Annotated in this window: 18 protein-coding genes and 1 pseudogene; 12 read left to right on the top strand and 7 right to left on the bottom strand. The window is 70.6% G+C overall.

The features are described 5' to 3' along the window. The first annotated feature begins 242 nt into the window (after window positions 1-242). The 6 genes from AQI70_RS09120 (at window position 243) to AQI70_RS40080 (ending at window position 8,753) form a co-directional block, all read left to right on the top strand. Window positions 243-2,792, top strand: a complete 2,550-nt coding sequence (locus tag AQI70_RS09120) for a bifunctional SulP family inorganic anion transporter/carbonic anhydrase (protein WP_062146247.1) — start codon at window positions 243-245, stop codon at window positions 2,790-2,792. 370 nt (window positions 2,793-3,162) lie between these two features. After that, window positions 3,163-5,118: an acetate--CoA ligase gene (gene acs, locus AQI70_RS09115; RefSeq protein WP_062146245.1), complete on the top strand. Its 1,956-nt coding sequence runs from the start codon at window positions 3,163-3,165 to the stop codon at window positions 5,116-5,118. A 299-nt stretch (window positions 5,119-5,417) separates the two neighbouring features. Continuing rightward, window positions 5,418-6,857: a Na+/H+ antiporter NhaA gene (gene nhaA, locus AQI70_RS09110; protein WP_062146242.1), complete on the top strand. Its 1,440-nt coding sequence runs from the start codon at window positions 5,418-5,420 to the stop codon at window positions 6,855-6,857. Between the two features lie 77 nt (window positions 6,858-6,934). After that, window positions 6,935-7,432: a phage holin family protein gene (locus tag AQI70_RS09105; RefSeq protein ID WP_062146240.1), complete on the top strand. Its 498-nt coding sequence runs from the start codon at window positions 6,935-6,937 to the stop codon at window positions 7,430-7,432. Further along, window positions 7,429-8,367 (top strand): alpha/beta fold hydrolase, encoded by a 939-nt coding sequence (locus AQI70_RS09100; protein WP_062146238.1) that lies wholly within the window; start codon window positions 7,429-7,431, stop codon window positions 8,365-8,367. The genes AQI70_RS09105 and AQI70_RS09100 overlap by 4 nt, the downstream gene beginning before the upstream one ends. 203 nt (window positions 8,368-8,570) lie before the next feature. Beyond that, entirely contained in the window at window positions 8,571-8,753 is a 183-nt protein-coding gene (locus AQI70_RS40080; RefSeq protein ID WP_078504115.1) for a hypothetical protein, read from the top strand. A gap of 69 nt (window positions 8,754-8,822) precedes the next feature. On the opposite strand, the gene AQI70_RS09095 is transcribed toward AQI70_RS40080, so the two are convergent. The 3 genes from AQI70_RS09095 to nth form a co-directional block, all read right to left on the bottom strand. Further along, on the bottom strand, window positions 8,823-10,022 hold the full coding sequence (locus AQI70_RS09095) for a MarP family serine protease (protein ID WP_062146236.1): 1,200 nt from the start codon (window positions 10,020-10,022) through the stop codon (window positions 8,823-8,825). Between the two features lie 99 nt (window positions 10,023-10,121). After that, complete coding sequence (locus tag AQI70_RS09090; protein WP_062146576.1) at window positions 10,122-10,817, bottom strand: NUDIX hydrolase; 696 nt, start codon at window positions 10,815-10,817, stop codon at window positions 10,122-10,124. 241 nt (window positions 10,818-11,058) lie between these two features. After that, window positions 11,059-12,099: an endonuclease III gene (gene nth / locus AQI70_RS09085; RefSeq protein ID WP_279616749.1), complete on the bottom strand. Its 1,041-nt coding sequence runs from the start codon at window positions 12,097-12,099 to the stop codon at window positions 11,059-11,061. Window positions 12,100-12,440: 341 nt separating this feature from the next. Between nth and AQI70_RS09080 the strand changes: the two genes are divergently transcribed. The 3 genes from AQI70_RS09080 (at window position 12,441) to AQI70_RS09070 (ending at window position 15,377) form a co-directional block, all read left to right on the top strand. Next, window positions 12,441-13,115 carry a Crp/Fnr family transcriptional regulator gene (locus AQI70_RS09080; RefSeq protein WP_030668030.1) on the top strand — a complete coding sequence of 225 codons (675 nt, stop codon included), beginning with the start codon at window positions 12,441-12,443 and terminating at the stop codon, window positions 13,113-13,115. A gap of 515 nt (window positions 13,116-13,630) precedes the next feature. Beyond that, window positions 13,631-14,497: an NUDIX hydrolase gene (locus tag AQI70_RS09075; protein ID WP_062146234.1), complete on the top strand. Its 867-nt coding sequence runs from the start codon at window positions 13,631-13,633 to the stop codon at window positions 14,495-14,497. Window positions 14,498-14,546: 49 nt separating this feature from the next. Further along, the gene (locus AQI70_RS09070) at window positions 14,547-15,377 is read left to right on the top strand and encodes an MBL fold metallo-hydrolase (RefSeq protein WP_062146232.1); all 831 of its coding nucleotides are present in this window, start codon (window positions 14,547-14,549) and stop codon (window positions 15,375-15,377) included. A 34-nt stretch (window positions 15,378-15,411) separates the two neighbouring features. Here the strand turns inward: AQI70_RS09070 and AQI70_RS09065 are convergent. The 3 genes and pseudogenes from AQI70_RS09065 to sp36 all read right to left on the bottom strand — a co-directional run bounded on the left by AQI70_RS09065 (window position 15,412) and on the right by sp36 (window position 17,124). Beyond that, window positions 15,412-16,277: pseudogene (locus tag AQI70_RS09065) on the bottom strand (nucleotidyltransferase domain-containing protein). A gap of 221 nt (window positions 16,278-16,498) precedes the next feature. Next, the gene (locus AQI70_RS09060; protein WP_003999198.1) at window positions 16,499-16,966 is read right to left on the bottom strand and encodes a RidA family protein; all 468 of its coding nucleotides are present in this window, start codon (window positions 16,964-16,966) and stop codon (window positions 16,499-16,501) included. After that, window positions 16,963-17,124, bottom strand: a complete 162-nt coding sequence (gene sp36 / locus AQI70_RS38425; RefSeq protein ID WP_003975360.1) for a Sp36 family protein — start codon at window positions 17,122-17,124, stop codon at window positions 16,963-16,965. The genes AQI70_RS09060 and sp36 overlap by 4 nt, the downstream gene beginning before the upstream one ends. A gap of 117 nt (window positions 17,125-17,241) precedes the next feature. Here sp36 and bagA point away from each other — a divergent pair, with 117 nt between their 5' ends. Both bagA and bagB read left to right on the top strand, forming a co-directional pair. Next, window positions 17,242-18,219, top strand: a complete 978-nt coding sequence (gene bagA / locus AQI70_RS09055; RefSeq protein ID WP_062146230.1) for an ATPase BagA — start codon at window positions 17,242-17,244, stop codon at window positions 18,217-18,219. Window positions 18,220-18,271: 52 nt separating this feature from the next. Further along, window positions 18,272-19,675, top strand: a complete 1,404-nt coding sequence (gene bagB / locus AQI70_RS09050; RefSeq protein WP_062146228.1) for an ATPase BagB — start codon at window positions 18,272-18,274, stop codon at window positions 19,673-19,675. 21 nt (window positions 19,676-19,696) lie between these two features. Here bagB and wblA read toward each other — a convergent pair whose 3' ends face one another. Further along, on the bottom strand, window positions 19,697-20,035 hold the full coding sequence (gene wblA / locus AQI70_RS39585; protein WP_063608098.1) for a transcriptional regulator WblA: 339 nt from the start codon (window positions 20,033-20,035) through the stop codon (window positions 19,697-19,699). A 499-nt stretch (window positions 20,036-20,534) separates the two neighbouring features. Between wblA and AQI70_RS09040 the strand changes: the two genes are divergently transcribed. Further along, window positions 20,535-22,808: a transglycosylase domain-containing protein gene (locus AQI70_RS09040; protein ID WP_062146226.1), complete on the top strand. Its 2,274-nt coding sequence runs from the start codon at window positions 20,535-20,537 to the stop codon at window positions 22,806-22,808. Window positions 22,809-22,923: the final 115 nt, after the last annotated feature.

Here is a 22,923-nt window from a genome sequence, read left to right as displayed (position 1 = left end):
GGGACAGAAAAGGAATTAGTACGACAAGCCGACTAATCAGGCACTTCACCCTTCAGGGGGATTTATTAGTCCATTTGCCCGGAAAACCTATGCCGGTCCTTTACTCTGCATTACGATCCGTTTACTGACTGTTGATGCATCCCGCCGCTGCATGCCGTGACCACACGGCCGCGACCGACCCCCCGCCCGAAGCGGGGGACCACCAGATCCGCGACCGCGCTGCCCCGGAGGAGACGGGAAACATGTCTGCCTGCGTCCCCACCCGCGCCGACGACCCGAGTCGAGCGGAACGCACCCACGAACCCCACAGCCCACCCCCGACCCGGCCCCGCCGCCACCGCATCGCGAGCGCCGATGTGTCGGCCTCGATCGCGGTCTTCCTGATCGCCCTGCCCCTGTCCCTGGGCATCGCCCTCGCCACCGGCGCCCCCCTCCAGGCCGGCCTCGTCGCCGCCGCCGTCGGAGGGCTCGTCGCCGGACGGCTCGGCGGCGCCCCGCTCCAGGTCAGCGGCCCCGCCGCCGGACTCACCGTCGTCACCGCCGACGTCATCCAGCAGTACGGATGGCGTGCGACCTGCGCCATCACCGTCGTCGCCGGCGTCGCCCAACTCGGCCTGGGATTCCTGCGCGTGGCGCGGGGCGCGCTCGCCGTGAGCCCGGCCATCGTGCACGGCATGCTCGCCGGTATCGGCGTGACGATCGCCGTCGCCCAGCTGCACATCGTCCTCGGCGGCACCCCGCACAGCTCCGTCATGGACAACGTGCGCGAACTGCCCGCGCAGTTGGCCCGTCTGCACCCGGCCGCCCTCTCGGTCAGCGCGCTCACCCTCGCCGCGCTGCTGCTCTGGCCGCGCCTTCCCGGCCGGGCCGGACGCCTTCTGCGCAAGGTGCCGGCCGCACTCGTCGCCGTGGCCGGAGCCACCGTCACCGCGTCACTCGCCGGGCTCAGCCTGCCCAAGGTCGACCTGCCGTCCTGGCGCAGTCACGCCCTGGCCGGACTGCCCGAGGGCCCGGCGCTCGGGCTGGTCGCCGCCGTGCTGACCATCACGCTGGTGTGCAGCGTGCAGTCGCTCCTGGGCGCCGTCGCCGTGGACAAGCTGGTGGCCGCCCGGCCGGAGCTGTCCGCCCGCGTCGGGCGCTCCGACCTGGACCGCGAACTGCTCGGCCAGGGAGCCTCCAACATCGTCTCCGGCGCCCTCGGCGGACTGCCCGTCGCCGGGGTCGCCGTGCGCACCTCCGCGAATGTGCAAGCCGGTGCCGTCAGCCGGAACTCCACCATGCTGCACGGCGTTCTCGTAGTAGTCGCCGCGCTGCTGATGGTCCCGATCCTGGAGTTCATCCCGCTCGCCTCGCTCGCCGCCCTGGTGATGGCCGTCGGCATCCAGATGGTGTCCCTGCACCACATCCGCACGGTGACCCGCCACCGAGAGGTGCTGGTGTACGCCGTCACCACCCTCGGCGTGGTCTTCTTCGGCGTCCTGGAGGGCGTGGCACTCGGGATCGCCATGGCCGTCGCCGTCGCCCTGCACCGCCTCACCCGCACCCGGATCACCCATGACGAGAAGGAAGGAGTCCATTACGTACACGTACGAGGCCAGTTGACGTTCCTCGCGGTGCCCCGGCTCAGCCGGGTCCTGCACCTCGTACCCCAAGGCGTCCACGTGGTCGTCGAGTTGGACGGCTCCTTCATGGACCACGCGGCGTACGAGTCACTGCAGGACTGGCAGAACACGCACACCGCGCACGGCGGCTCCGTCGAGCTGACCGGCCGCAGGGCCGGGGTCCGGATCGGCGAGCCGACGGGACCGGTCGGCCTCCATCTCGACGCGGGGACGGCCGCCGCCGAGTCGGCCGACTGCCGTTGCCACCCCTGGACGCCCTGGCGCAACCACCAGTGCGAGATCCCGGAGTCCGTCGCGTCCCACGACGCGCCCACCGGAGCAGCGCAGGCGCCCGGGACCAGCGACACCGACGGGCCGGACGAGCCGCGTGGCACCGGCGCCTCCCCCACCGGCGAGCTCGACACGGTCGGCGGGTCCAGCGGTGCCGACGGGCCCACCGGCTCCGGCCGGCGCGGTGAGAGCAGGTCCGACGCGTCCGGCGGAGCCGACGGGAACCGACCGAGCGCGCACCAACTCGCCCGTGGCATCAGCGCGTTCCAGCGCAACACCGCGCCCCTGGTGCGGAGTGAGCTGGCGCGGCTGGCGCGGGAGGGGCAGCAGCCCTCCCAGCTCTTCCTCACCTGCGCCGACTCGCGGCTGGTCACATCGATGATCACCTCCAGTGGTCCCGGTGACCTGTTCGTGGTGCGCAACGTGGGCAACCTCGTACCGCCGCCCGGACAGGAGAGCGGGGACGACTCGGTGGCGGCCGCGATCGAGTACGCGGTTGACGTCCTGCGGGTGCGGTCCATCACGGTGTGCGGGCACTCCGGATGCGGGGCCATGCAGGCGCTGCTCAACTCCGCGCCCGGCGGTGAACAGACCCCGCTCAGGCGGTGGCTGCGGCACGGGCGGCCGAGCCTGGAGCGGATGTCCGACGAGAGCCGGCCGTGGGCCAGACTCGCCGGGCGGGCACCGGCCGACCCGGTCGAGCAGCTCTCACTGACGAACGTGGTCCAGCAGTTGGAGCATCTGCGCGCCCATGAGTCGGTGGCCCGGGCCCTGCGGGCCGGGGCACTGGAGCTGCACGGCATGTACTTCCACGTCGGCGAGGCACAGGCGTACCTGCTCACCGAGGGGAGCGAGGACAAGGTGTTCGACCACGTGGGGGTGGCGGATTTGTCGGCGTGATCCCGGCGCCCGACATGGGTGTGCGGCTCGGCCCGGGCCGCACACCCACACCCTGCGTTCAGCGTCCGCGGGGAAGATCTCGGCCGACAGGTCCGCGACCGGGCGGGGGTTCACGACACGCCGCGCGCTTCACCTGCACCTGGGCCGGAATGTGAAAGGCGTTACAGCGGCTGAACTCTGCCAGGTCGGCGTCCGTGGGTACGGATGACTCCCCGGCTGCCGAACGCGGTGGGGGAGACAGCCGCACCAGCAGCACAGAAACACCGGACACAGGTCTAAACCAATTCCCCGTCGACCCTTGTCACCGGGCCCCTGGGTCTGATGAGCTGTGGCCTGGGACACAACGGACACCCTGGGAAAGGGAGATGTCGTGAGCAACGAAAGCCTGGCCAACCTGCTCAAGGAAGAGCGCAGGTTCGCACCCCCCGCCGACCTGGCCGCAGGCGCCAATGTCACCGCGGAGGCGTATGAACAGGCCAAGGCTGACAGGCTCGGCTTCTGGGCCGAGCAGGCCCGTCGGCTGACCTGGGCCAAGGAGCCGACCGAGACGCTGGACTGGTCGAACCCGCCGTTCGCGAAGTGGTTCAAGGACGGCGAGCTCAACGTCGCGTACAACTGCGTGGACCGGCATGTGGAGGCCGGGCTCGGTGACCGGGTCGCCATCCACTTCGAGGGCGAGCCCGGCGACAGCCGCGCCCTCACCTACGCCGAGCTCAAGGACGAGGTCTCCAAGGCCGCAAACGCCCTGCTGGAGCTGGGTGTTCAGAAGGGCGACCGGGTCGCCGTCTACATGCCGATGATCCCGGAGACGGCGGTCGCGATGCTGGCCTGCGCCCGGATCGGCGCGGCCCACTCGGTCGTCTTCGGCGGGTTCTCGGCGGACGCGCTCGCGACCCGTATCCAGGACGCGGACGCCAAGGTCGTCATCACCTCCGACGGCGGCTACCGGCGCGGCAAGCCGTCCGCGCTCAAGCCGGCCGTCGACGAGGCGATCGGCAAGGTCGACAACGTGGAGCACGTGCTCGTCGTCCGCCGTACGGGCCAGGACGTCGCCTGGGACGACAGCCGCGACGTCTGGTGGCACGAGATCGTCGAGCGGCAGTCCGCCGAGCACACCCCCGAGGCCTTCAACGCCGAGCAGCCGCTCTTCATCCTCTACACGTCCGGTACGACGGGTAAGCCGAAGGGCATCCTGCACACCTCCGGCGGCTACCTCACGCAGGCGTCGTACACCCATCACGCCGTCTTCGACCTCAAGCCGGAGACGGACGTGTACTGGTGCACCGCCGACGTCGGCTGGGTCACCGGGCACTCGTACATCGTGTACGGGCCGCTGGCCAACGGCGCGACCCAGGTCATGTACGAGGGCACCCCGGACACCCCGCACCAGGGCCGCTTCTGGGAGATCGTGCAGAAGTACGGGGTGACCATCCTGTACACGGCGCCCACGGCGATCCGTACGTTCATGAAGTGGGGCGACGACATCCCCGCGAAGTTCGACCTCAGCAGCCTGCGCATCCTCGGCTCGGTCGGTGAGCCGATCAACCCCGAGGCGTGGATCTGGTACCGCAAGAACATCGGCGGGGACCGCACCCCGATCGTGGACACCTGGTGGCAGACCGAGACCGGCGCGATGATGATCTCCCCGCTGCCGGGCGTCACGCACACCAAGCCCGGCTCCGCCCAGACGCCGCTGCCCGGTATCTCCGCGACCGTCGTCGACGACGAGGCGAACGAGGTGCCCAACGGCGGTGGCGGTTACCTGGTCCTCACCGAGCCGTGGCCGTCGATGCTGCGCACCATCTGGGGCGACGACCAGCGGTTCATCGACACGTACTGGTCGCGGTTCGAGGGCAAGTACTTCGCCGGTGACGGGGCGAAGAAGGACGACGACGGGGACATCTGGCTCCTCGGCCGCGTCGACGACGTCATGCTCGTCTCCGGCCACAACATCTCCACCACGGAGGTCGAGTCCGCCCTGGTCTCCCACCCGTCTGTCGCCGAGGCGGCCGTCGTCGGCGCCGCGGACGAGACCACCGGGCAGGCCATCGTCGCCTTCGTCATCCTGCGCGGTACGGCCGCCGAGACCGAGGGCCTGGTCGCCGAGCTGCGCAACCACGTCGGCGCCACCCTCGGCCCGATCGCCAAGCCCAAGCGGATCCTGCCGGTGGCCGAGCTGCCCAAGACCCGCTCCGGCAAGATCATGCGCCGACTGCTGCGGGACGTAGCCGAGAACCGCCAGCTCGGTGACGTGACGACGCTGACCGACTCGACCGTCATGGACCTCATCCAGGCGAAGCTCCCGGCGGCGCCTAGCGAGGACTGAGCCCGGCCGAGGAACGAGCAGGCCGAGGAACAAGCCCGTCGGAGCCCGGCCGAGGATCAAGCCCGTCGGAGCCCGGCCGAGGATCAAGCCCGTCGGAGCCCGGCCGAGGAATGAGCACGGCCGGCGAGGGCACCCGGTGACAAGCGCGCCGGGTGCCCTTCGTGTACGTACGGTGGACGTCCACGGATGCACTCCGGTGCACCCTTAGTTAAACTAACCAAAACAGTCTCACTCTCAGGTGCGCCGGGAAGTCTGGTCGGCATGTGCTCAGTCCTGCCCACCGACCGGAGGTCTCCCCCGTGGCCGCGCCCCGCACCCCCGCCCCCGCCCGCAAGGTCTTCGGACAGCTGTCCCTCCCCGAGCGGAACTTCGTGGCGGACGCGCTGCGCACCGAAACCGTCGGTGGCGTGCTCCTGCTCGTCGCCGCGCTCACCGCGCTGCTCTGGGCGAACGTGCCGATGCTGCACGACAGCTACGAGACCGTCGGCCACTTCCACCTCGGCCCCGAGGCCCTCGGCCTGAACCTCTCCATCGAGCACTGGGCCGCCGACGGACTCCTCGCGATCTTCTTCTTCGTCGCCGGCATCGAGCTCAAGCGAGAACTGGTCGCCGGTGATCTCCGGGACCCCAAGGCGGCCGTACTGCCGGTTGTCGCCGCGCTCTGCGGCATGGTGGTGCCCGCGCTCGTCTACACGCTGACCAATCTCACCGGGGGCGGCTCGACAGACGGCTGGGCGGTCCCGACCGCCACGGACATCGCCTTCGCGCTGGCCGTGCTCGCCGTCATCGGCACCTCCCTGCCGAGCGCGCTGCGCGCCTTCCTGCTCACCCTCGCCGTCGTCGACGACCTCTTCGCGATCCTGATCATCGCGGTCTTCTTCACCTCGGAGATCAACTTCGCCGCGCTCGGCGGCGCCGCCGCCGGCCTGGCCGTCTTCTGGCTGCTGCTGCGCAAGGGCGTCCGCGGGTGGTACCTGTACGTCCCGCTCGCCCTGGTCATCTGGGGGCTGATGTACAACAGCGGCGTCCACGCCACCATCGCCGGCGTCGCGATGGGCCTGATGCTGCGCTGCCACCGCCACGAGGGCGAGGAGCACTCCCCGGGCGAGCGCATCGAGCATCTCGTACGCCCCCTCTCGGCGGGGCTGGCCGTGCCGCTGTTCGCGCTCTTCAGCGCCGGGGTCGTGGTCTCCGGCGGCGCGCTCGGCGATGTGTTCACCCAGCCGGAGACGCTCGGTGTGGTCCTCGGGCTCGTCGTCGGCAAGACGATCGGCATCTTCGGCGGTACGTGGCTGACGGCGCGTTTCACCAGGGCCTCGCTCAGCGACGACCTGGAGTGGGCCGACGTGTTCGCCGTCGCGACCCTCGCCGGCATCGGCTTCACCGTCTCCCTGCTCATCGGCGAGCTCGCCTTCGAGGGGGACGCCGCACTGACCGACGAGGTCAAGGCCGCCGTACTCATCGGCTCCCTCATCGCGGCGGCCCTGGCGACGGTGCTGCTGAAGATACGGAACACCAAGTACCGCCGGATGGTCGAAGAGGAGGAGCGCGACGACGACGCGAGCGGCATCCCGGACATCTACGAGCAGGACGAGCCGGAGTACCACCTGCGCATGGCCGCCCTCTACGACCGCAAGGCCGCCGAGCACCGCCGTATCGCCGAGGAGAAGGCCGCGGCGCGCCACGCGCTTGCCGAAGTGGCGGGCGGGGCAGGCGAGGAGGAGCACCGTCGGGCATGATCTGACGGGACGGTACAAAAGACGGAACCGTACGCACTCAGGCAGAAGACGGAACCGTACACACGAGGGAGACCGCGATGAGCGCACCCGACGGCAGCCCGGTCGGCGCCGAACGCAGCATCGGCCAGCTGTTCGCCTCAGCGACGACCGAGATGTCCGCGCTGGTGCACGACGAGATCGCGCTGGCGAAGGCGCAGCTCAAGAGGGACGTCAAGCGCGGCGCGACGAGCGGCGGCGCGTTCATGGTGGCCGGCGCCGTGCTGGTCTTCTCGCTGCCGATGCTGAACTTCGCCCTGGCGTACGGCATTCGGACCTGGAGCAACTGGAACCTCGCGATCTGCTTCCTGCTGTCCTTCGCGGCGAACGTCCTCATCGCCGGGGCCCTCGCGCTGATCGGCGTGGTCTTCGCGAAGAAGGCCAAGAAGAGCAAGGGCCCGCAGAAGGTCGCCGCCTCGGTGAAGGAGACGGCGGGCGTGCTGCAGAAGGCCAAGCCGCATCCGCGTCCGGCCCGGACGCCTGAGCTGGAGGACCGGGCGCCCGCCGCCATCGAGGCTGTGGCACGCTCGTCGTCATGACGGATCCCGCCGCCCCTTCGGCGCAACCTGCCTCAGTCGTACGTCTCGACGGTCCCTGGACGCACCGGGACGTCGCGGCGAACGGCGCGCGCTTCCACATCGCCGAGCTGGGTGACGGGCCGCTGGTACTGCTGCTGCACGGCTTCCCGCAGTTCTGGTGGACCTGGCGGCATCAGCTCGTCGCCCTCGCCGACGCGGGGTTCCGGGCCGTGGCGATGGACCTCAGGGGCGTCGGCGGCAGCGACCGTACGCCGCGCGGCTACGACCCGGCCAACCTCGCCCTCGACATCACCGGCGTGATCCGCTCCCTCGGCGAGCCCGACGCCGCGCTGGTCGGCCACGACCTGGGCGGATACCTGGCCTGGACGGCGGCCGTGATGCGCCCCAAGCTCGTACGGCGGCTCGCGGTCGCCTCCATGCCGCATCCCCGGCGCTGGCGCTCGGCGATGCTCTCGGACGTCAAGCAGACGAGTGCGAGTTCCTACATCTGGGGGTTCCAGCGGCCCTGGATTCCCGAACGTCAGCTGACGGCCGACGACGGGGCACTCGTCGGCCGCCTGATCCGGGACTGGTCGGGCCCGCGCCTGCCGGACGACGAGGCGGTGGAGACGTACCGCCGCGCGATCTGCATCCCGTCGACGGCCCACTGCTCCATCGAGCCGTACCGCTGGATGGTGCGCTCACTGGCCCGCCCCGACGGCATCCAGTTCAACCGGCGTATGAAGCGGCCGGTCCGGGTGCCGACACTGCATCTGCACGGCTCGCTCGACCCGGTGATGCGCACCCGCAGCGCGGCCGGCTCCGGCGAGTACGTCGAAGCGCCGTACCGCTGGCGGCTGTTCGACGGGCTCGGGCACTTCCCGCACGAGGAGGACCCGGTGGCGTTCTCCGCGGAGCTCATCAACTGGCTGAAGGACCCCGAGCCCGACCGCTGAGGCCCGCCGCGGTGAGCACGGCGGGGCGGTCGGCGGTCCGGCCGATTGGCGGAAAGACCCCGAACCCGTTCGGTGACCGCGCCGATGCGCCCGGTATCCGGAGCTGAACACCTGTCCTACGAACAGCCAATTGCCCGGCGCATAGGCCAATTGGGGGCGCCGGAGGCGGTTATCGACCATGCGGCAGGGGCAGACGTCGGGGTATGGGCTGGACGCACGACTACAGTGACGCAGCACGCAATCGCCGCTCGGCCGGTGGGCTGAGCTCCCACGAGCGAGACAGCGCCCCGCAGATGCCGGGCTCGGACCTCCGGGTGGGCATTCCGCGCATTCTGCGCCGCCGGGCCCGCTGGGTCTCGGTACGCCTGCGCCACCCGCGCGGCTGAGCAGCCGCCCGCTCCGCGATCGGCCTCAACAGCCGCCTCTCCCGACCCGGTACAGCCTTTCCGCACGGGCTACAGCGCGCAGCTGTCGCTGTCCACCTGCTGGTTGGCGGTACGGCCCTTGACGATGTCCTCCTGGATCTCGTCCGCGGTGAGGGCGTAACCGGTGTCGGCGTCGTCGAGGGACTTGGCGAAGACCACGCCGTACACCTTGCCCTCGGGCGTGAGCAGCGGACCGCCGGAGTTGCCCTGGCGGACGGTCGCGTACAGCGAGTAGACATCACGGCGCACGGTGCCGCGGTGGTAGATGTCCGGGCCGTTGGCCGGCAGGCGCCCGCGCACGCGCGCGGCGCGCACGTCGTACGCCCCGTTCTCCGGGAAGCCCGCGATGATCGCGCTGTCGCCGCTCTCGGCGTCGGAGGTCGTGAACTGCAGCACGGGCGCCTTCATGTCCGGCACGTCGAGGACCGCGATGTCGCGCTCCCAGTCGTAGAGGACGACCGTCGCGTCGTACTTCCTGCCCTCGCCGCCTATCTGGACGGTGGGTTCGTCGACGCCGCCGACGACATGCGCGTTGGTCATCACGCGGCGGTCGGCGAAGACGAATCCGGTGCCCTCCAGGACCTTGCCGCAACTCGTCGCCGTACCCATGACCTTGACGATGGAGCGCTGGGCCCGGGTGGCCACCGCGCTGTTGGCGAGGGCCGGGTCGGGCGGCGCGACCTCCTTGATCGGCTCGTTGGCGAACGGGCTGAAGACCTGGGGGAAGCCGTTCTGCGCGAGGACCGAGGTGAAGTCCTTGAACCAGGTGTCGGCCTGGTCGGGCAGCGACTCGGAGACGCCCAGCAGCACCTTGGAGCTGCGGACCTCCTTGCCCAGCCCCGGCAGCGTGGTCTGCCCGAGGGCGGAGCCGATCAGCCAGGCCACCAGGAGCATGGCGACGACGTTGACCAGGGCGCCGCCGGTCGCGTCCAGGGCGCGGGCCGGGGACCAGGTGATGTATCGGCGCAGCTTGTTGCCGAGGTGGGTGGTCAGGGCCTGGCCGACGGACGCACAGACGATCACGACGACGACCGCGACCACGGCGGCGGTCGTGCTCACCTCGGCGTTGTCGGTCAGCGCGTCCCAGATGACCGGGAGGAGGTACACGGCCACGAGGCCGCCGCCGAGGAAGCCGATCACCGACAGGATGCCGACGACGAAGCCCTGGCGATAGCCCACGATCGCGAACCAGACGGCGGCGACCAGCAACAGGATGTCCACCACGTTCACTGCTTCAGGCCTCGCCTCATCACTTTCCGATCACCACAGAACGGCCGGGAGGACCCGGCACAGGGGCGCCCCGGGCAACACGGCACGGCAGACACCCTGTCATGACCGCCAGTCGAGCGGGACCTGCTTGTCCCGGTCCCAGGGCTGCTCCCAGCCCGAGAAATGGAGCAGACGGTCGATGATTCCGGCCGTGAAGCCCCAGACCAGGGCCGATTCGACCAGAAATGCCGGACCTCGGTGGCCGCTGGGGTGGACGGCCGTGGCGCGGTTGTCCGGATTCGTGAGATCCGCCACGGGGACGGTGAAGACCCGGGCGGTCTCGTTCGGATCGACGACGCCGACCGGGCTCGGCTCGCGCCACCAGCCCAGCACGGGCGTCACGACGAAACCGCTGACCGGGATGTACAGCTTGGGCAGGACGCCGAAGAGCTGAACGCCGCTCGGATCGAGCCCGGTCTCCTCCTCGGCCTCCCGCAGAGCGGCCCGCAACGGCCCGTCGGCCTTCGGGTCACCGTCCTCGGGGTCGAGGGCGCCGCCGGGGAAGGACGGCTGCCCGGCGTGCGACCGCAGGGAACTGGCCCGCTCCATGAGCAGCAGTTCGGGCCCGCGTTCGCCCTCGCCGAAGAGGATCAGTACGGCGGACTGGCGCCCCGCGCCGTTCTCCGGCGGCAGGAAGCGGCTCAGCTGCACCGGCTCGACCGTCTCGACCACCCGGACCACCGGATCCAGCCAGTGCGGCAGCCCGTCCTTGCTGAGCACCACCGGCCCGTCCTGCGTACCGCTCGCGCGCGTCATCGCCACCCCCGTCGTCCTGCCGAGTCCAACGCCTGACGGCACGTAGATCGTTCCAGCCGGGCCGTACGACCACCCGCGTGCCCGCACCCGGCCCGCTCCGGGCTTGTCTCACGGCGACACACCTGCCGGTACCCGAACCACTCCAGCCCATCCCTACGGCCGCCCGCCTGCCGCCACCCGGCCCGCTCCGGTGCTGCCGTACGACCGCACGGAGGTGCCCCGACTCGTCCGGTTCGCTGCGTCATCCCGCCCCCAGCGGCGGGGCCGGTTTGCCGCCGGCGTCCAAATAAGCCTGCGGGGGCTTCAGTCGCTGGCCCGGGAAGCCGCCCTTCTCGTACTTCAGGAGCTTCTTCGCCTTCTCCGGATCCGTCTCGCCCTCGCCGTACGCCGGGCAGAGCGGCGCTATGGGGCAGGCTCCGCAGGCGGGCTTGCGGGCGTGACAGATACGGCGCCCGTGCCAGATCACATGGTGCGAGAGGTCCGTCCAGTCGCTCTTGGGGAACAGCGCGCCGATCTCGGCCTCGATCTTGTCGGGGTCCGTCTGCTCGGTCCACTGCCAGCGCCGCACCAGCCGCTGGAAGTGCGTGTCCACGGTGATGCCGGGGCGGCCGAAGGCGTTGCCGAGCACGACGAAGGCCGTCTTGCGCCCCACCCCGGGCAGTTTGACGAGATCCTCGAGCCGGCCCGGAACCTCACCGCCGTGGTTCTCCACCAGTGCCTTCGACAGACCCATGACCGACTTGGTCTTGGCCCGGAAGAAGCCGCACGGACGGAGGATCTCCTCGACCTCCTCGGGATTGGCGGCGGCCAGGTCCTCGGGCGTGGGGTACTTGGCGAAAAGCGTGGGGGTCGTCTGGTTGACGCGCAGGTCGGTGGTCTGAGCGGACAGGACCGTGGCGACCAGGAGCTGGAAGGGGTTGTCGAAGTCCAGCTCGGGGTGGGCGTACGGGTAGACCTCGGCGAGTTCGCGGTTGATACGGCGGGCCCGGCGGACGAGGGCGGTACGGGACTCGGCCGTAGGGGGCTTCGGGGTGACGGTCCTGACGGGAGAGGCACCCTTCACCGCGGCGGTGGCCTTCTCGGGGGCGACGACGGGTTTCTTGGCGATCACCTTCTTGGCGGGCGATGCCTTCTTCGCCGTTGCCTTCTTCGCGGGCGCGGCCTTCTTGCCCGACACCTTCTTCGCCGTCGCCCTCTTCGCGGGCGTGGCCTTCTTGGTGGGCGCGGCCTTCTTGGTGGGCGCGGCCTTCTTCACCGCCGCTTTCTCGCCACCGGCCGCCACCTCCTCCGGCGCCGTTTTCGCCGCTTCTGCCGTTTTCCTTCCGCCACCAGGGTCCTGTTCGCCCACAGCGGAATCGCGACGTACAACCACCCGCCCAGCCCCCTTGGCCTGTGCTCTCACCGGCGATTTGGACACCCGGCCAGCCTAAAGCCCGACACCGACATCCGCCCCGGACCCTGAAGATCGGCGCCCAATTGGACCCCTGCCGCGTACCCCGGGACACCTGTGCGGCATCCTTGTGACAGATCACACTGTTTGGACCGTCCGGCAGAATGGGCACCACGGTCCCCTGGTACACGGGGGAGCAAGATCCCCTGAGCAGGTCGACAAGGAGAGAACTCGTGGACGACGTTCTGCGGCGCAACCCGCTCTTCGCGGCTCTCGACGACGAGCAGGCCGCGGAGCTCCGCGCCTCCATGAGTGAGGTGACCCTCGCACGTGGTGACTCCCTGTTCCACGAGGGCGACCCAGGTGACCGGCTGTATGTCGTCACCGAGGGCAAGGTCAAACTCCACCGCACCTCACCCGATGGCCGCGAGAACATGCTGGCCGTCGTCGGTCCCGGTGAGCTCATCGGTGAGCTGTCCCTCTTCGACCCGGGTCCGCGTACGGCGACGGCGACCGCGCTGACCGAGGTCAAGCTGCTGGGGCTCGGCCACGGTGACCTTCAGCCCTGGCTGAACGCCCGCCCCGAGGTGGCCGGCGCCCTGCTGCGCGCCGTCGCACGCCGCCTGCGGCGCACCAACGACGCGATGTCCGACCTCGTCTTCTCGGACGTCCCCGGCCGCGTGGCCCGTGCGCTCCTGGACCTCTCCCGCCGCTTCGGCGTGCAGTCCGAGGAGGGCATCCACGTCGTGCACGACCTGACGCAGGAGGAACTGGCGCAGCTGGTCGGCGCGTCCCGCGAGACCGTGAACAAGGCGCTGGCCGACTTCGCCCAGCGTGGCTGGCTGCGACTGGAGGCCCGTGCGGTGATCCTCCTGGACGTGGAGCGGCTGGCGAAGCGGTCGCGGTAGTCACGCCGAGTCCTACGACACCGGGGTCCCGTCTCACTGCGAGGCGGGGCCCCGTTGTGGTTGCCGCCCCGGCCTTTCCTCGCCCCCGCCGCCCCTACCCGTCCCACCTCCAGGGGCTCCGCCCCTTCGACCCCGCCAGGGGGCTGCCGCCCCCTGGACCCCCGCTTCGGCCCTGAAAGGGCCTCGTCCTCAAACGCCGGACGGGCTGAAAGACGCCGACCGGCATGCAGAGGGGCAGCGGCGTACCCCCCACGGGCCCGCAGTCGCCCACGGCGGGAAGGGGACGTGCCGGGGGGTGTCCGCCCGCAGTGACCGGCGTCAACACGCGGCACCTCTTGGCCCAAGGGGGCCGCCGGTCCGAGGACGGACACCCCCCGGCGCGGCCCCGACCCACAAACCCACCGCAGGCGCTACGCGCACCCCCACCCCACCCCCACAGGCCGCCGCAGGCATTCACACGCGCACCCCCACAGGCCCCCCTCGAACATCCGCGCCCCAAGAGATAGCCTCCGCCCATGGCAAACGGGCAGTGGTACCCACCGGAGTGGCCGGACCGTATCCGTGCGCTCGCGGAAGGAAGCCTCAAGCCTGTCGTTCCCAAGCGCGCGGCCACCGTCATGCTGCTCAGAGACGCTGACGCCGGCCCCGCCGTGCACATGCTGCGCCGCCGTACGTCCATGGCCTTCGCCGGCGGGGCGTACGCCTACCCGGGCGGCGGCGTCGACCCGCGCGACGAGCACCAGATCCGCTGGGCGGGCCCCACGCGCGCGTGGTGGGCGCACCGGCTCGGCGTCGACGAGGGGGCAGCACAGGCGATCGTCTGCGCGGCCGTACGGGAGACGTACGAGGAGGCAGGGGTGCTCCTCGCCGGCCCCACCCCCGATTCCGTCGTCCGCGACACCACGGGCGACGACTGGGAGGCGGACCGCGCCGCCCTGGTGGCCCGCGACGTGTCGTTCGCCGAGTTCCTGGACCGCCGCGGACTGGTCCTCCGTTCGGACCTCCTGGGCGCCTGGACCCGCTGGATCACCCCGGAGTTCGAACCCCGCCGCTACGACACGTGGTTCTTCGTCGCCGCGCTCCCTGAGGGCCAACGCACCCGCAACGCCTCCACCGAGGCCGACCGCACGGTCTGGATCCGGCCCACGGACGCCGCCGCCTCGTACGACAAGGGCGAACTGCTGATGATGCCGCCCACGATCGCGACCCTGCGCCAGCTGACGCCGTACGACAGCGCCGCCCAGGCCCTCGCCGCCGCCCCCGACCGCGACCTCACCCCGGTCCTGGCGCAGGCCCGCCTCGTGGACGGCGAGATCGTGCTCTCCTGGCCGGGGCACGACGAGTTCACCAAGCACATCCCGACCGGCGGAGCCCCCGCATGACCGTCCACGCAGTACCCGCAGTGCCCGCAGCCCTGGAAGGCCCCTTCGTATGACGGACGCAGCCGCCCTCCCCGGCCAGCCCCGAGGCGGAGTCCTCTCCGGCCCCGCCACCCCCCGCGCCGTCAACGTCCTCGCGCCCAACCCCTCCGCGATGACCCTGGACGGCACCAACACCTGGATCCTCTCCGAGCCGGACTCCGACCTGGCCGTCGTCGTCGACCCGGGCCCCCTGGAGGAGCGCCACCTGCGCAACGTCGTCGACACGGCCGAGAAGTCCGGCAAGCGCATCGCCCTGACCCTGCTCACCCACGGCCACCCTGACCACGCCGAGGGCGCCGCCCGCTTCGCCGAACTGACCGGCACGCGCGTGCGTGCGCTCGACCCGGCGCTCCGGCTCGGCGACGAGGGCCTGGCTGCCGGGAACGTCGTCACCGTCGGCGGGCTGGAGCTGCGCGTCGTACCGACGCCCGGCCACACCGCCGACTCGCTCTCCTTCCACCTCCCGGCCGACCGCGCCGTCCTGACCGGCGACACGATCCTGGGCCGCGGTACGACGGTCGTGGCGCACCCCGAGGGCCGCCTGGGCGACTACCTGGACTCGCTACGGCGGCTCAGGTCCCTCGCGGTGGACGACGGCGTGCACACCGTCCTCCCGGGCCACGGCCCCGTCCTGGAGGACGCCCAGGGCGCCGTGGAGTTCTACCTCGCCCACCGCGCCCACCGCCTCGCCCAGGTCGAGACGGCGGTCGAGGACGGTTACCGCACTCCGGCCGAGGTCGTGGCCCACGTGTACGCGGACGTGGATCGCTCCCTGTGGCCGGCGGCCGAGCTGTCGGTGCGGGCTCAGATGGACTACCTGGAGGAGCACGGCCTCATCTGACCCACGTCCAGGTCCTCTTGTCCACGCATCGGGGCTACGTCCACGCATCGGGGCGAGGCGCTTTCACCCCGTGCACGCGCGCGTACTCCCCCGCCAGCCACGGCCCGAAATCCTCGACATACGACCGAAGAACACCCACGTCCCCCGTCGGCTCGTACCCGAGCACGGCCGCCGTCCGCATCTGCTCGGCCGCGCGGGGTAGTACGCCCCGAAGGCTTCCGCCATCTTCCTCAGATCGCTGGTCCACCCGCCCCAGCGAGGCATGACCAGCGTGAACCCCGTGCGCACCAGGTGCCGCGACATGAACCGCACGAGCGGCCGCCGGGCGTCATCGCTGTCACCGGCGCCGGCGTCGACGTCGACGCCGACGCCGACGCCGGCGCCGGCGATCCGCTCCCGCCAGCGGGGCAGCAGGCGGCCGAGGTCACCGTTGGTCTCCCGCGCGAGCAGCGTGTCGGGCCGATAGCGGGGCAGAGACTCGGCGAGATCGGCCCCCAGCAGGGGCGTACAGAGGCAGGCGACGAACCACCCGAGGTCGTACCTCTCCAGGTCGCTCAGCAGCCGCCCGCGGCTGTACAGCAGCGTCCCGGCCCCGTCGATCTGCCCGAACTCCTTGTCCAGCCCCTCGCCGAGGCCGCGCGCGGCCGCCCGGTCCGCCTCAGTCGGCTCCTCGTGCAGGGCGACCAGCAGATCCAGGTCGCTGCGCCCCACGCGCGCGGTGCCGCGCGGAATCGACCCGTAGAGGTAGGCGCTGTGCAGCCGTGCCCCGAACACGGTCGGCAGGCGTTCCCGCGCGGCGGCGACGACAGGGCCGAACGCAGGCGCGACACGCCCGAGGGACCCTTCGCGCGCGATGTACCCCTGAGCGTCGAGCCCTCTGCCGGGAACGTTTTCGGCCATGGGGTCACTGTGCCCTGCCAGGAGTCCGAGCGGCGGCTGTTTCGGCGCCGCTCAGCGCTCTTCAGCACTGCTCAGCACTGCTCAGCACTGCTCAGCACTGCTCAGCGCTCCTGAGCACCGCTCACCGCCGCTCACCGCCGCTCAGCCTGTCCCGGCCCGGCCCCAGCCCGGCCCCGGACATACCCCGAACCGGCCCCGAACCGGCCCCCACCGCCGAAGGCCTACGCCTCCGTCAGCTCCACCTGCACCTCGACCTCCACCGGCGCGTCCAGCGGAAGCACGGCCACGCCCACCGCGCTGCGCGCGTGGACGCCCTTGTCGCCGAGGACCTCGCCGAGGAGTTCGCTGGCGCCGTTGATGACGCCCGGCTGGCCGGTGAAGTCCGAGGCCGAAGCCACGAAGCCCACCACCTTCACCACCCGCGCGATACGGTCCAGGTCGCCCGCCACCGACTTCACGGCCGCGAGGGCGTTCAGGGCGCAGGTGCGGGCGAGTTCCTTGGCCTCCTCGGGGGTGACCTCGGCGCCCACCTTGCCGGTGACCGGCAGCTTGCCCTCCACCATGGGGAGCTGGCCGGCGGTGTAGACGTACACGCCCGACTGGACCGCCGGCTGGTAGGCGGCCAGCGGAGGCACCACCTCCGGGAGCGTCAGGCCCAGCTCGGCGAGCTTCGCCTCGACGGCGCTCACGCCTGCTTCTCCCGCTTCAGGTAGGCCACGAGCTGCTCGGGGTTGTTCGGCCCGGGCACGACCTGGACGAGCTCCCAGCCGTCCTCGCCCCAGGTGTCCAGAATCTGCTTCGTGGCGTGGACGAGCAGCGGCACGGTTGCGTATTCCCACTTGGTCATGTGGCCGACTTTATCCGCTGCCCGGCGGGGGTCGAGCGGCGGCCGAGCGGCCGGCCGCGGTCACGTTGTCCACAGGCTGTCGCGTAGTCGGCGCACCGACTGGTTAGGCTCGAAGACGTGAGCAGGCTCCAGGTCGTCAGCGGCAAGGGCGGGACCGGAAAGACCACGGTCGCCGCCGCGCTCGCGCTCGCCCTCGCGACCGAGGGGAAGCGGACGCTTCTCGTCGAGGTCGAGGGCAGGCAGGGCATCGCGCAGCTCTTCGAGACAGAGGCGCTGCCCTATGAGGAGCGGAAGATCGCCGTCGCTCCAGGGGGCGGGGAGGTGTACGCCCTCGCCATCGACCCCGAACTGGCCCTTCTGGACTACCTCCAGATGTTCTACAAGATGGGCGGGGCGGGCCGGGCGCTGAAGAAGCTCGGCGCCATCGACTTCGCCACCACCATCGCGCCGGGGCTCAGGGACGTACTCCTGACCGGCAAGGCATGCGAGGCGGTGCGGCGCAAGGACAAGAGCGGGCGGTTCGCGTACGACTACGTCGTCATGGACGCGCCACCCACCGGGCGCATCACCCGCTTCCTCAACGTCAACGACGAGGTCGCCGGGCTCGCCAGGATCGGGCCGATACACAATCAGGCGCAGGCCGTGATGCGGGTGCTGAAGTCGGCGGAGACGGCCGTGCATCTGGTGACCCTGCTGGAGGAGATGCCGGTCCAGGAGACCGCGGACGGGATCGCCGAGCTGCGCGGGGCGCGGCTGCCGGTGGGGCGGACCATCGTGAACATGGTGCGGCCCGAGGTGTTGGACGCCGGCGATCTGGAACTCGTACGAACCGTTCCGCGCGCCGCCGTGGCCAAGTCGCTCTCCTCGGCCGGGCTCGGTGGGGCGCGGCGCGGCGGGAACGCCGAGCGGCTGGTGGACCCGCTGCTGGCGCAGGCCGACGAGTACGCCGAGCGGTATGCGCTGGAGCAGGAACAGCGGGCGGTGCTGGAGGAGTTGGGTCTGCCCGTGCACGAGCTGCCCTTGCTGGCCGAGGGCATGGACCTGGCGGGCCTGTACGAACTCGCACGCGAGCTGCGGGAACAGGGTCTGACATGAGTTCGTTGACCAGGTGCGAGCGGTACGCCGTACGTCGGAAGCAGGGGATGTCATGAGTCGTCCGGAACCGGCCCACACGCACGACACCGCTCGCCAGCCGCACCACCCCCAGCACCTCTCCCCCGCGCGCGTACTCGACCTGGACCCGCTGCTCGACGACCCGAAGACCCGCATCGTGGTGTGCTGCGGCTCGGGCGGTGTGGGCAAGACCACAACCGCGGCGGCGCTCGGGCTCAGAGCCGCCGAGCGGGGCCGGAAGGTCGTCGTGCTCACCATCGACCCGGCCCGCCGGCTCGCCCAGTCGATGGGCATCGACTCCCTCGACAACACCCCACGCCGGGTGAAGGGCGTCGAGGGCGACGGCGAGCTGCACGCGATGATGCTCGACATGAAGCGCACCTTCGACGAGATCGTCGAGGCGCACGCGGACCCCGAGCGGGCCGCCGCGATTCTGGGCAACCCCTTCTACCAGTCGCTCTCGGCGGGCTTCGCGGGCACGCAGGAGTACATGGCGATGGAGAAGCTGGGGCAGCTGCGGGCGAGGGACGAGTGGGATCTCATCGTCGTGGACACGCCGCCGTCCCGCTCGGCGCTGGACTTCCTGGACGCCCCCAAGCGGCTCGGCTCGTTCCTGGACGGCAAGCTGATCCGCGTACTGCTGGCCCCGGCGAAGGTCGGCGGGCGGGCGGGGATGAAGTTCCTGAACGTCGGCATGTCGATGATGACGGGGGCGCTCGGCAAGCTGCTCGGCGGGCAGCTGCTGAAGGACGTCCAGACGTTCGTGGCCGCGATGGACTCGATGTTCGGCGGGTTCCGTACGCGCGCGGACGCGACGTACAAGCTGCTGCAGGCGCCCGGCACGGCGTTCCTGGTGGTGGCGGCGCCGGAGCGGGACGCGCTGCGGGAGGCCGCGTACTTCGTGGAGCGGCTGGCGGCCGAGGACATGCCGCTCGCCGGTCTGGTGCTCAACCGGGTCCACGGCAGCGGCGCCGACCGGCTGTCGGCCGAGCGGGCGCTCGCCGCCGCGGAAAATCTTGAAGAGCCTCGCATTGTGGATCAGGAGGGCGGGAAAGCTGGACTTCGTAACTCCCCCGAGACATACGACAGTTCAGAATCGCCCGCTCCCGAAGCATCGGCTCCTGACGAAGGCTCCCCCGCCGTCACGGACTTGGAGCGACTCGCGGCCACGGACGAGCCGCAGCCCGTCGCCCCGCATCTGGAGCGGTCCGTCGACCAGCTCACGGCAGGCCTGTTGAGGCTGCACGCCGACCGTATGCAGCTGCTCTCCCGCGAGCAGCGCACCCGTGACCGCTTCACCGCGCTCCACCCCGAGGTGGCGGTGGCCGAAGTGGCCGCGCTGCCCGGCGATGTGCATGACCTCGCGGGACTGCGGGACATCGGAAACCGGCTCGCGGCCAACCGGCCGGAACTGCCCGACCCCGCGGCCGGCGCCTGAGGGGAGACCTCGTGGGCCGCCTCAGCTCACCGCCGCGTAGTTCTCGTACACCTGGTCGTCGTCGAGGGGCACCAGGCCTGCCCCGCGCTCGTACTCCGTACGAGCCGTCTCCAGCAGCCGGCGCCACGAGGTGACGGTGGGTCGCCTGCGCAGCAGTGCGCGGCGCTCCCGCTCCGTCATGCCTCCCCACACGCCGAACTCGACGCGGTTGTCGAGCGCGTCCGCCAGGCACTCCGTGCGCACCGGGCATCCCGTGCACACCGCCTTGGCCCTGTTCTGCGCTGCTCCCTGAACGAACAGTTCATCCGGATCGGTAGTGCGGCAGGCAGCCTGCGCACTCCAGTCGGTTACCCAGCCCATACCGGCGCCGTCCTCTCCCGAATCGAGGCTCCCCCACGGCGGCAGCGGCATATTCACCGCCGCCAGTTGAGGACGTTACGGAAGGTGGGCACAGCGCAACACCCCCAGCGGGCCCAATCTTGAATGGCCCGAACGGACTATGGGTAAGCGGCAGATCACCCGGGGGAGTGAGCTGGCGACATGCGCGACCTTCCCGGCAAACCGGGACAGTTCTGTTGAGTCACAACGGACGCCGGATGACACACAAGGCGGATTCGGACACGCCCCCACCAAAAAAGTTGGGGAACCTCCGGAACGATTCGGGGTCGCCGGACGTATAGATACGTGGCCGCACTGCTGTGACAGTCGAGAGCAGCTTAGGCCAAGGCCTGCACGCCTGTCCGGCGAATGGGCTGCATCCATCAGCGAGCTGCGCCTGGCGGCGCAGAGCGGGCAGACCTGTGCCGTGCTCACACCGTCGGCTCTCGGTTCGCTCATCTCTACGGTTTAGGCTGCCCCCATGCCAAAGAAGCGCTCGGGCGGTGGTCTGTCGCCAACGCAGCAGGCCGCCAAGTTCCTCGGTGTCAGTGTGCTCGCGGGAGCCGTACTGGCCGGCATCGCGTTGCCCGCCGTCGGCGCGCTGGGACTCGCGGCCAAGGGATCCGTCGAGAGTTTCGACGAGCTCCCGGCCAACCTCAAGACCCCGCCGCTGAGCCAGCGCACCACGATCCTGGACGCCAACGGCGGCACGATCGCCACGGTCTACTCGCGCGACCGCACGGTGGTCGACCTCAAGGACATCTCGCCGTACATGCAGCAGGCGATCGTCGCGATCGAGGACGCCCGCTTCTACCAGCACGGCGCGGTCGACCTGAAGGGCGTCCTGCGCGCCCTCAACCGCAACGCCCAGAGCGGCGGAGTGACCGAGGGCGCCTCCACGCTCACGCAGCAGTACGTGAAGAACGTCTTCGTCGAGGAGGCCGGCGACGACGCGACGAAGGTCGCGCAGGCCACCCAGCAGACCCTCGGCCGCAAGATCCGCGAACTGAAGTACGCGATCCAGGTCGAGGAGGAGCTCGGCAAGAAGAAGATCCTCGAGAACTACCTGAACATCACGTTCTTCGGCCAGCAGGCGTACGGCGTCGAGGCCGCCGCCCAGCGCTACTTCTCCAAGTCCGCCAAGGACCTCAAGCTCCAGGAAGCCGCGCTGCTGGCCGGCATCGTGCAGTCGCCCAGCCGCTACGACCCGGTCAACGACGAGGCCGAGGCCACCAAGCGGCGCAACGTCGTGCTGCAGCGCATGGCCGACGTCGGCGACATCTCCCAGGCGGAGGCCGACAAGGCCAAGGGGACGCTGCTGGAGCTGAAGGTCAGCAAGCCCAAGAACGGCTGCATCACCGCCGTGAAGGGCGCGAGCTTCTTCTGCAAGTACGTCGAGAAGGTCTTCAAGAGCGACCCGGTCTTCGGCAAGGACCGCGAGGCGCGCGCCAAGATCTGGAACCAGGGCGGCCTGACCATCAGGACGACCCTCGACCCGCAGGCCCAGGAGTCGGTCCAGTCCTCGCTGAAGGACCACGTCTACCAGTCGGACAAGGTCGCCGCCGCGGCCACCCTCGTCGAGCCCGGCACGGGCAAGATCCTCGGCATGGGCCAGTCGAAGCCGTTCGGCTACGGCAAGAACGAGACCGAGCTGAACTTCTCGGTCGACAAGGCGTACGGCGGCTCCAACTTCGGCTTCCCGACCGGTTCGACGTTCAAGCCGTTCGTGGCGGCGGCCGCGCTGGAGGAGGGGCGGCCCCCGACGCAGGAGTACCCCGCCCCGTACGAGATGCCGTATCCGAAGACGGTGCGGGGCTGCGAGAAGCCCTGGGTCAACGACGGCGGCTACAAGCTGGAGAACGAGAACGAGTCCGAGGTCGGCCCCTACCGGCTCGAGGACGCCATGGCCAAGTCGGTCAACACCTACTTCGTGCAGATGATCGAGGACATCGGCATGTGCCCGGTGGTCAACATCACCGACAAGCTGCACGTCCGGCAGGGCAACGGCGACAAGATCCCCGAGGTGCCGTCGTCGATGACGCTCGGCTCGACCGGTATCTCGCCGCTCACCATGGCGAGCGCGTACGCGGCCTTCGCCTCCCGCGGCATGTACTGCACGCCGATCGCCATCGAGTCGATCACGCAGAAGATCGGCGGCCAGCAGAAGTCCCTGGAGGTGCCCAAGTCGACCTGCTCGCGCGCGATGTCCGAGAAGACCGCGGACACCATCAACACCCTGCTGCGCGGTGTGGTCGACTCCGGTACGGGCCAGGAGGCCGGTCTCACCGACCGCCAGAGCGCCGGTAAGACGGGTACGACGGACGAGCGCCGCAACGCCTGGTTCGTCGGCTACACCCCGAACCTCTCGGGCGCCGTCTGGGTCGGCAGCGCCACCCAGAAGGTCAAGATGCGCAACATCTACATCGGCGGCCAGTACAACGAGCTGGTCTTCGGTGGCCGGGTCCCCGGCCCGATCTGGCGGGACGCCATGGCCGGCGCCCTGGAGGGCAAGCCCGTGGACAGCTTCAACCTCGTCGACATCCCGCGGGCCGACCCCCGGGACCGCGGCGACGAGGACGGCAACGGGAACGGCGACAACGACGGGGACAACGGCGACAACGTCATCGGCGGCCTGGTCAACGGCGGCAACACCGGCGGCACGGACGGCGGCGCCTTCCCGACACCGACCTTCTCGATCCCGGAGGGCTGGTGGCAGGGCCAGAGCAACGGCAACGGCAACGGGGGCCGCGACTGACGCGGCCGGCCGGGCCGACCGAGGGCGCTTGGGGACGCCGAGGGCCCTTGGGACAGAGACGGCGCTTGAGACAGAGGCGGCCCCTCTCCCTTCGTACGAGGTTTTCGTGTCGTAC

Origin of the sequence: Streptomyces curacoi, assembly GCF_001513975.1 — a bacterium.
Classification (GTDB): Bacteria; Actinomycetota; Actinomycetes; order Streptomycetales; family Streptomycetaceae; genus Streptomyces; species Streptomyces curacoi.
Note: the sequence above shows the minus strand (reverse complement) of the source record. Positions and strands in the feature narration are given on the sequence as shown.

Excerpts from the sequence above, each read along its gene's own strand:
- AQI70_RS09070 (WP_062146232.1), top strand. The coding sequence starts at position 14,547 with ATGACGGACGCAGCCGCCCTCCCCGGCCAGCCCCGAGGCGGAGTCCTC.
- AQI70_RS09100 (WP_062146238.1), top strand. The coding sequence starts at position 7,429 with ATGACGGATCCCGCCGCCCCTTCGGCGCAACCTGCCTCAGTCGTACGT.
- bagB (WP_062146228.1), top strand. The coding sequence starts at position 18,272 with ATGAGTCGTCCGGAACCGGCCCACACGCACGACACCGCTCGCCAGCCG.
- AQI70_RS09040 (WP_062146226.1), top strand. The coding sequence starts at position 20,535 with ATGCCAAAGAAGCGCTCGGGCGGTGGTCTGTCGCCAACGCAGCAGGCC.
- AQI70_RS09120 (WP_062146247.1), top strand. The coding sequence starts at position 243 with ATGTCTGCCTGCGTCCCCACCCGCGCCGACGACCCGAGTCGAGCGGAA.
- wblA (WP_063608098.1), bottom strand. The coding sequence starts at position 20,035 with ATGGGCTGGGTAACCGACTGGAGTGCGCAGGCTGCCTGCCGCACTACC.
- AQI70_RS09105 (WP_062146240.1), top strand. The coding sequence starts at position 6,935 with ATGAGCGCACCCGACGGCAGCCCGGTCGGCGCCGAACGCAGCATCGGC.
- AQI70_RS40080 (WP_078504115.1), top strand. The coding sequence starts at position 8,571 with ATGGGCTGGACGCACGACTACAGTGACGCAGCACGCAATCGCCGCTCG.
- AQI70_RS09090 (WP_062146576.1), bottom strand. The coding sequence starts at position 10,817 with ATGACGCGCGCGAGCGGTACGCAGGACGGGCCGGTGGTGCTCAGCAAG.
- sp36 (WP_003975360.1), bottom strand. The coding sequence starts at position 17,124 with ATGACCAAGTGGGAATACGCAACCGTGCCGCTGCTCGTCCACGCCACG.
- AQI70_RS09075 (WP_062146234.1), top strand. The coding sequence starts at position 13,631 with ATGGCAAACGGGCAGTGGTACCCACCGGAGTGGCCGGACCGTATCCGT.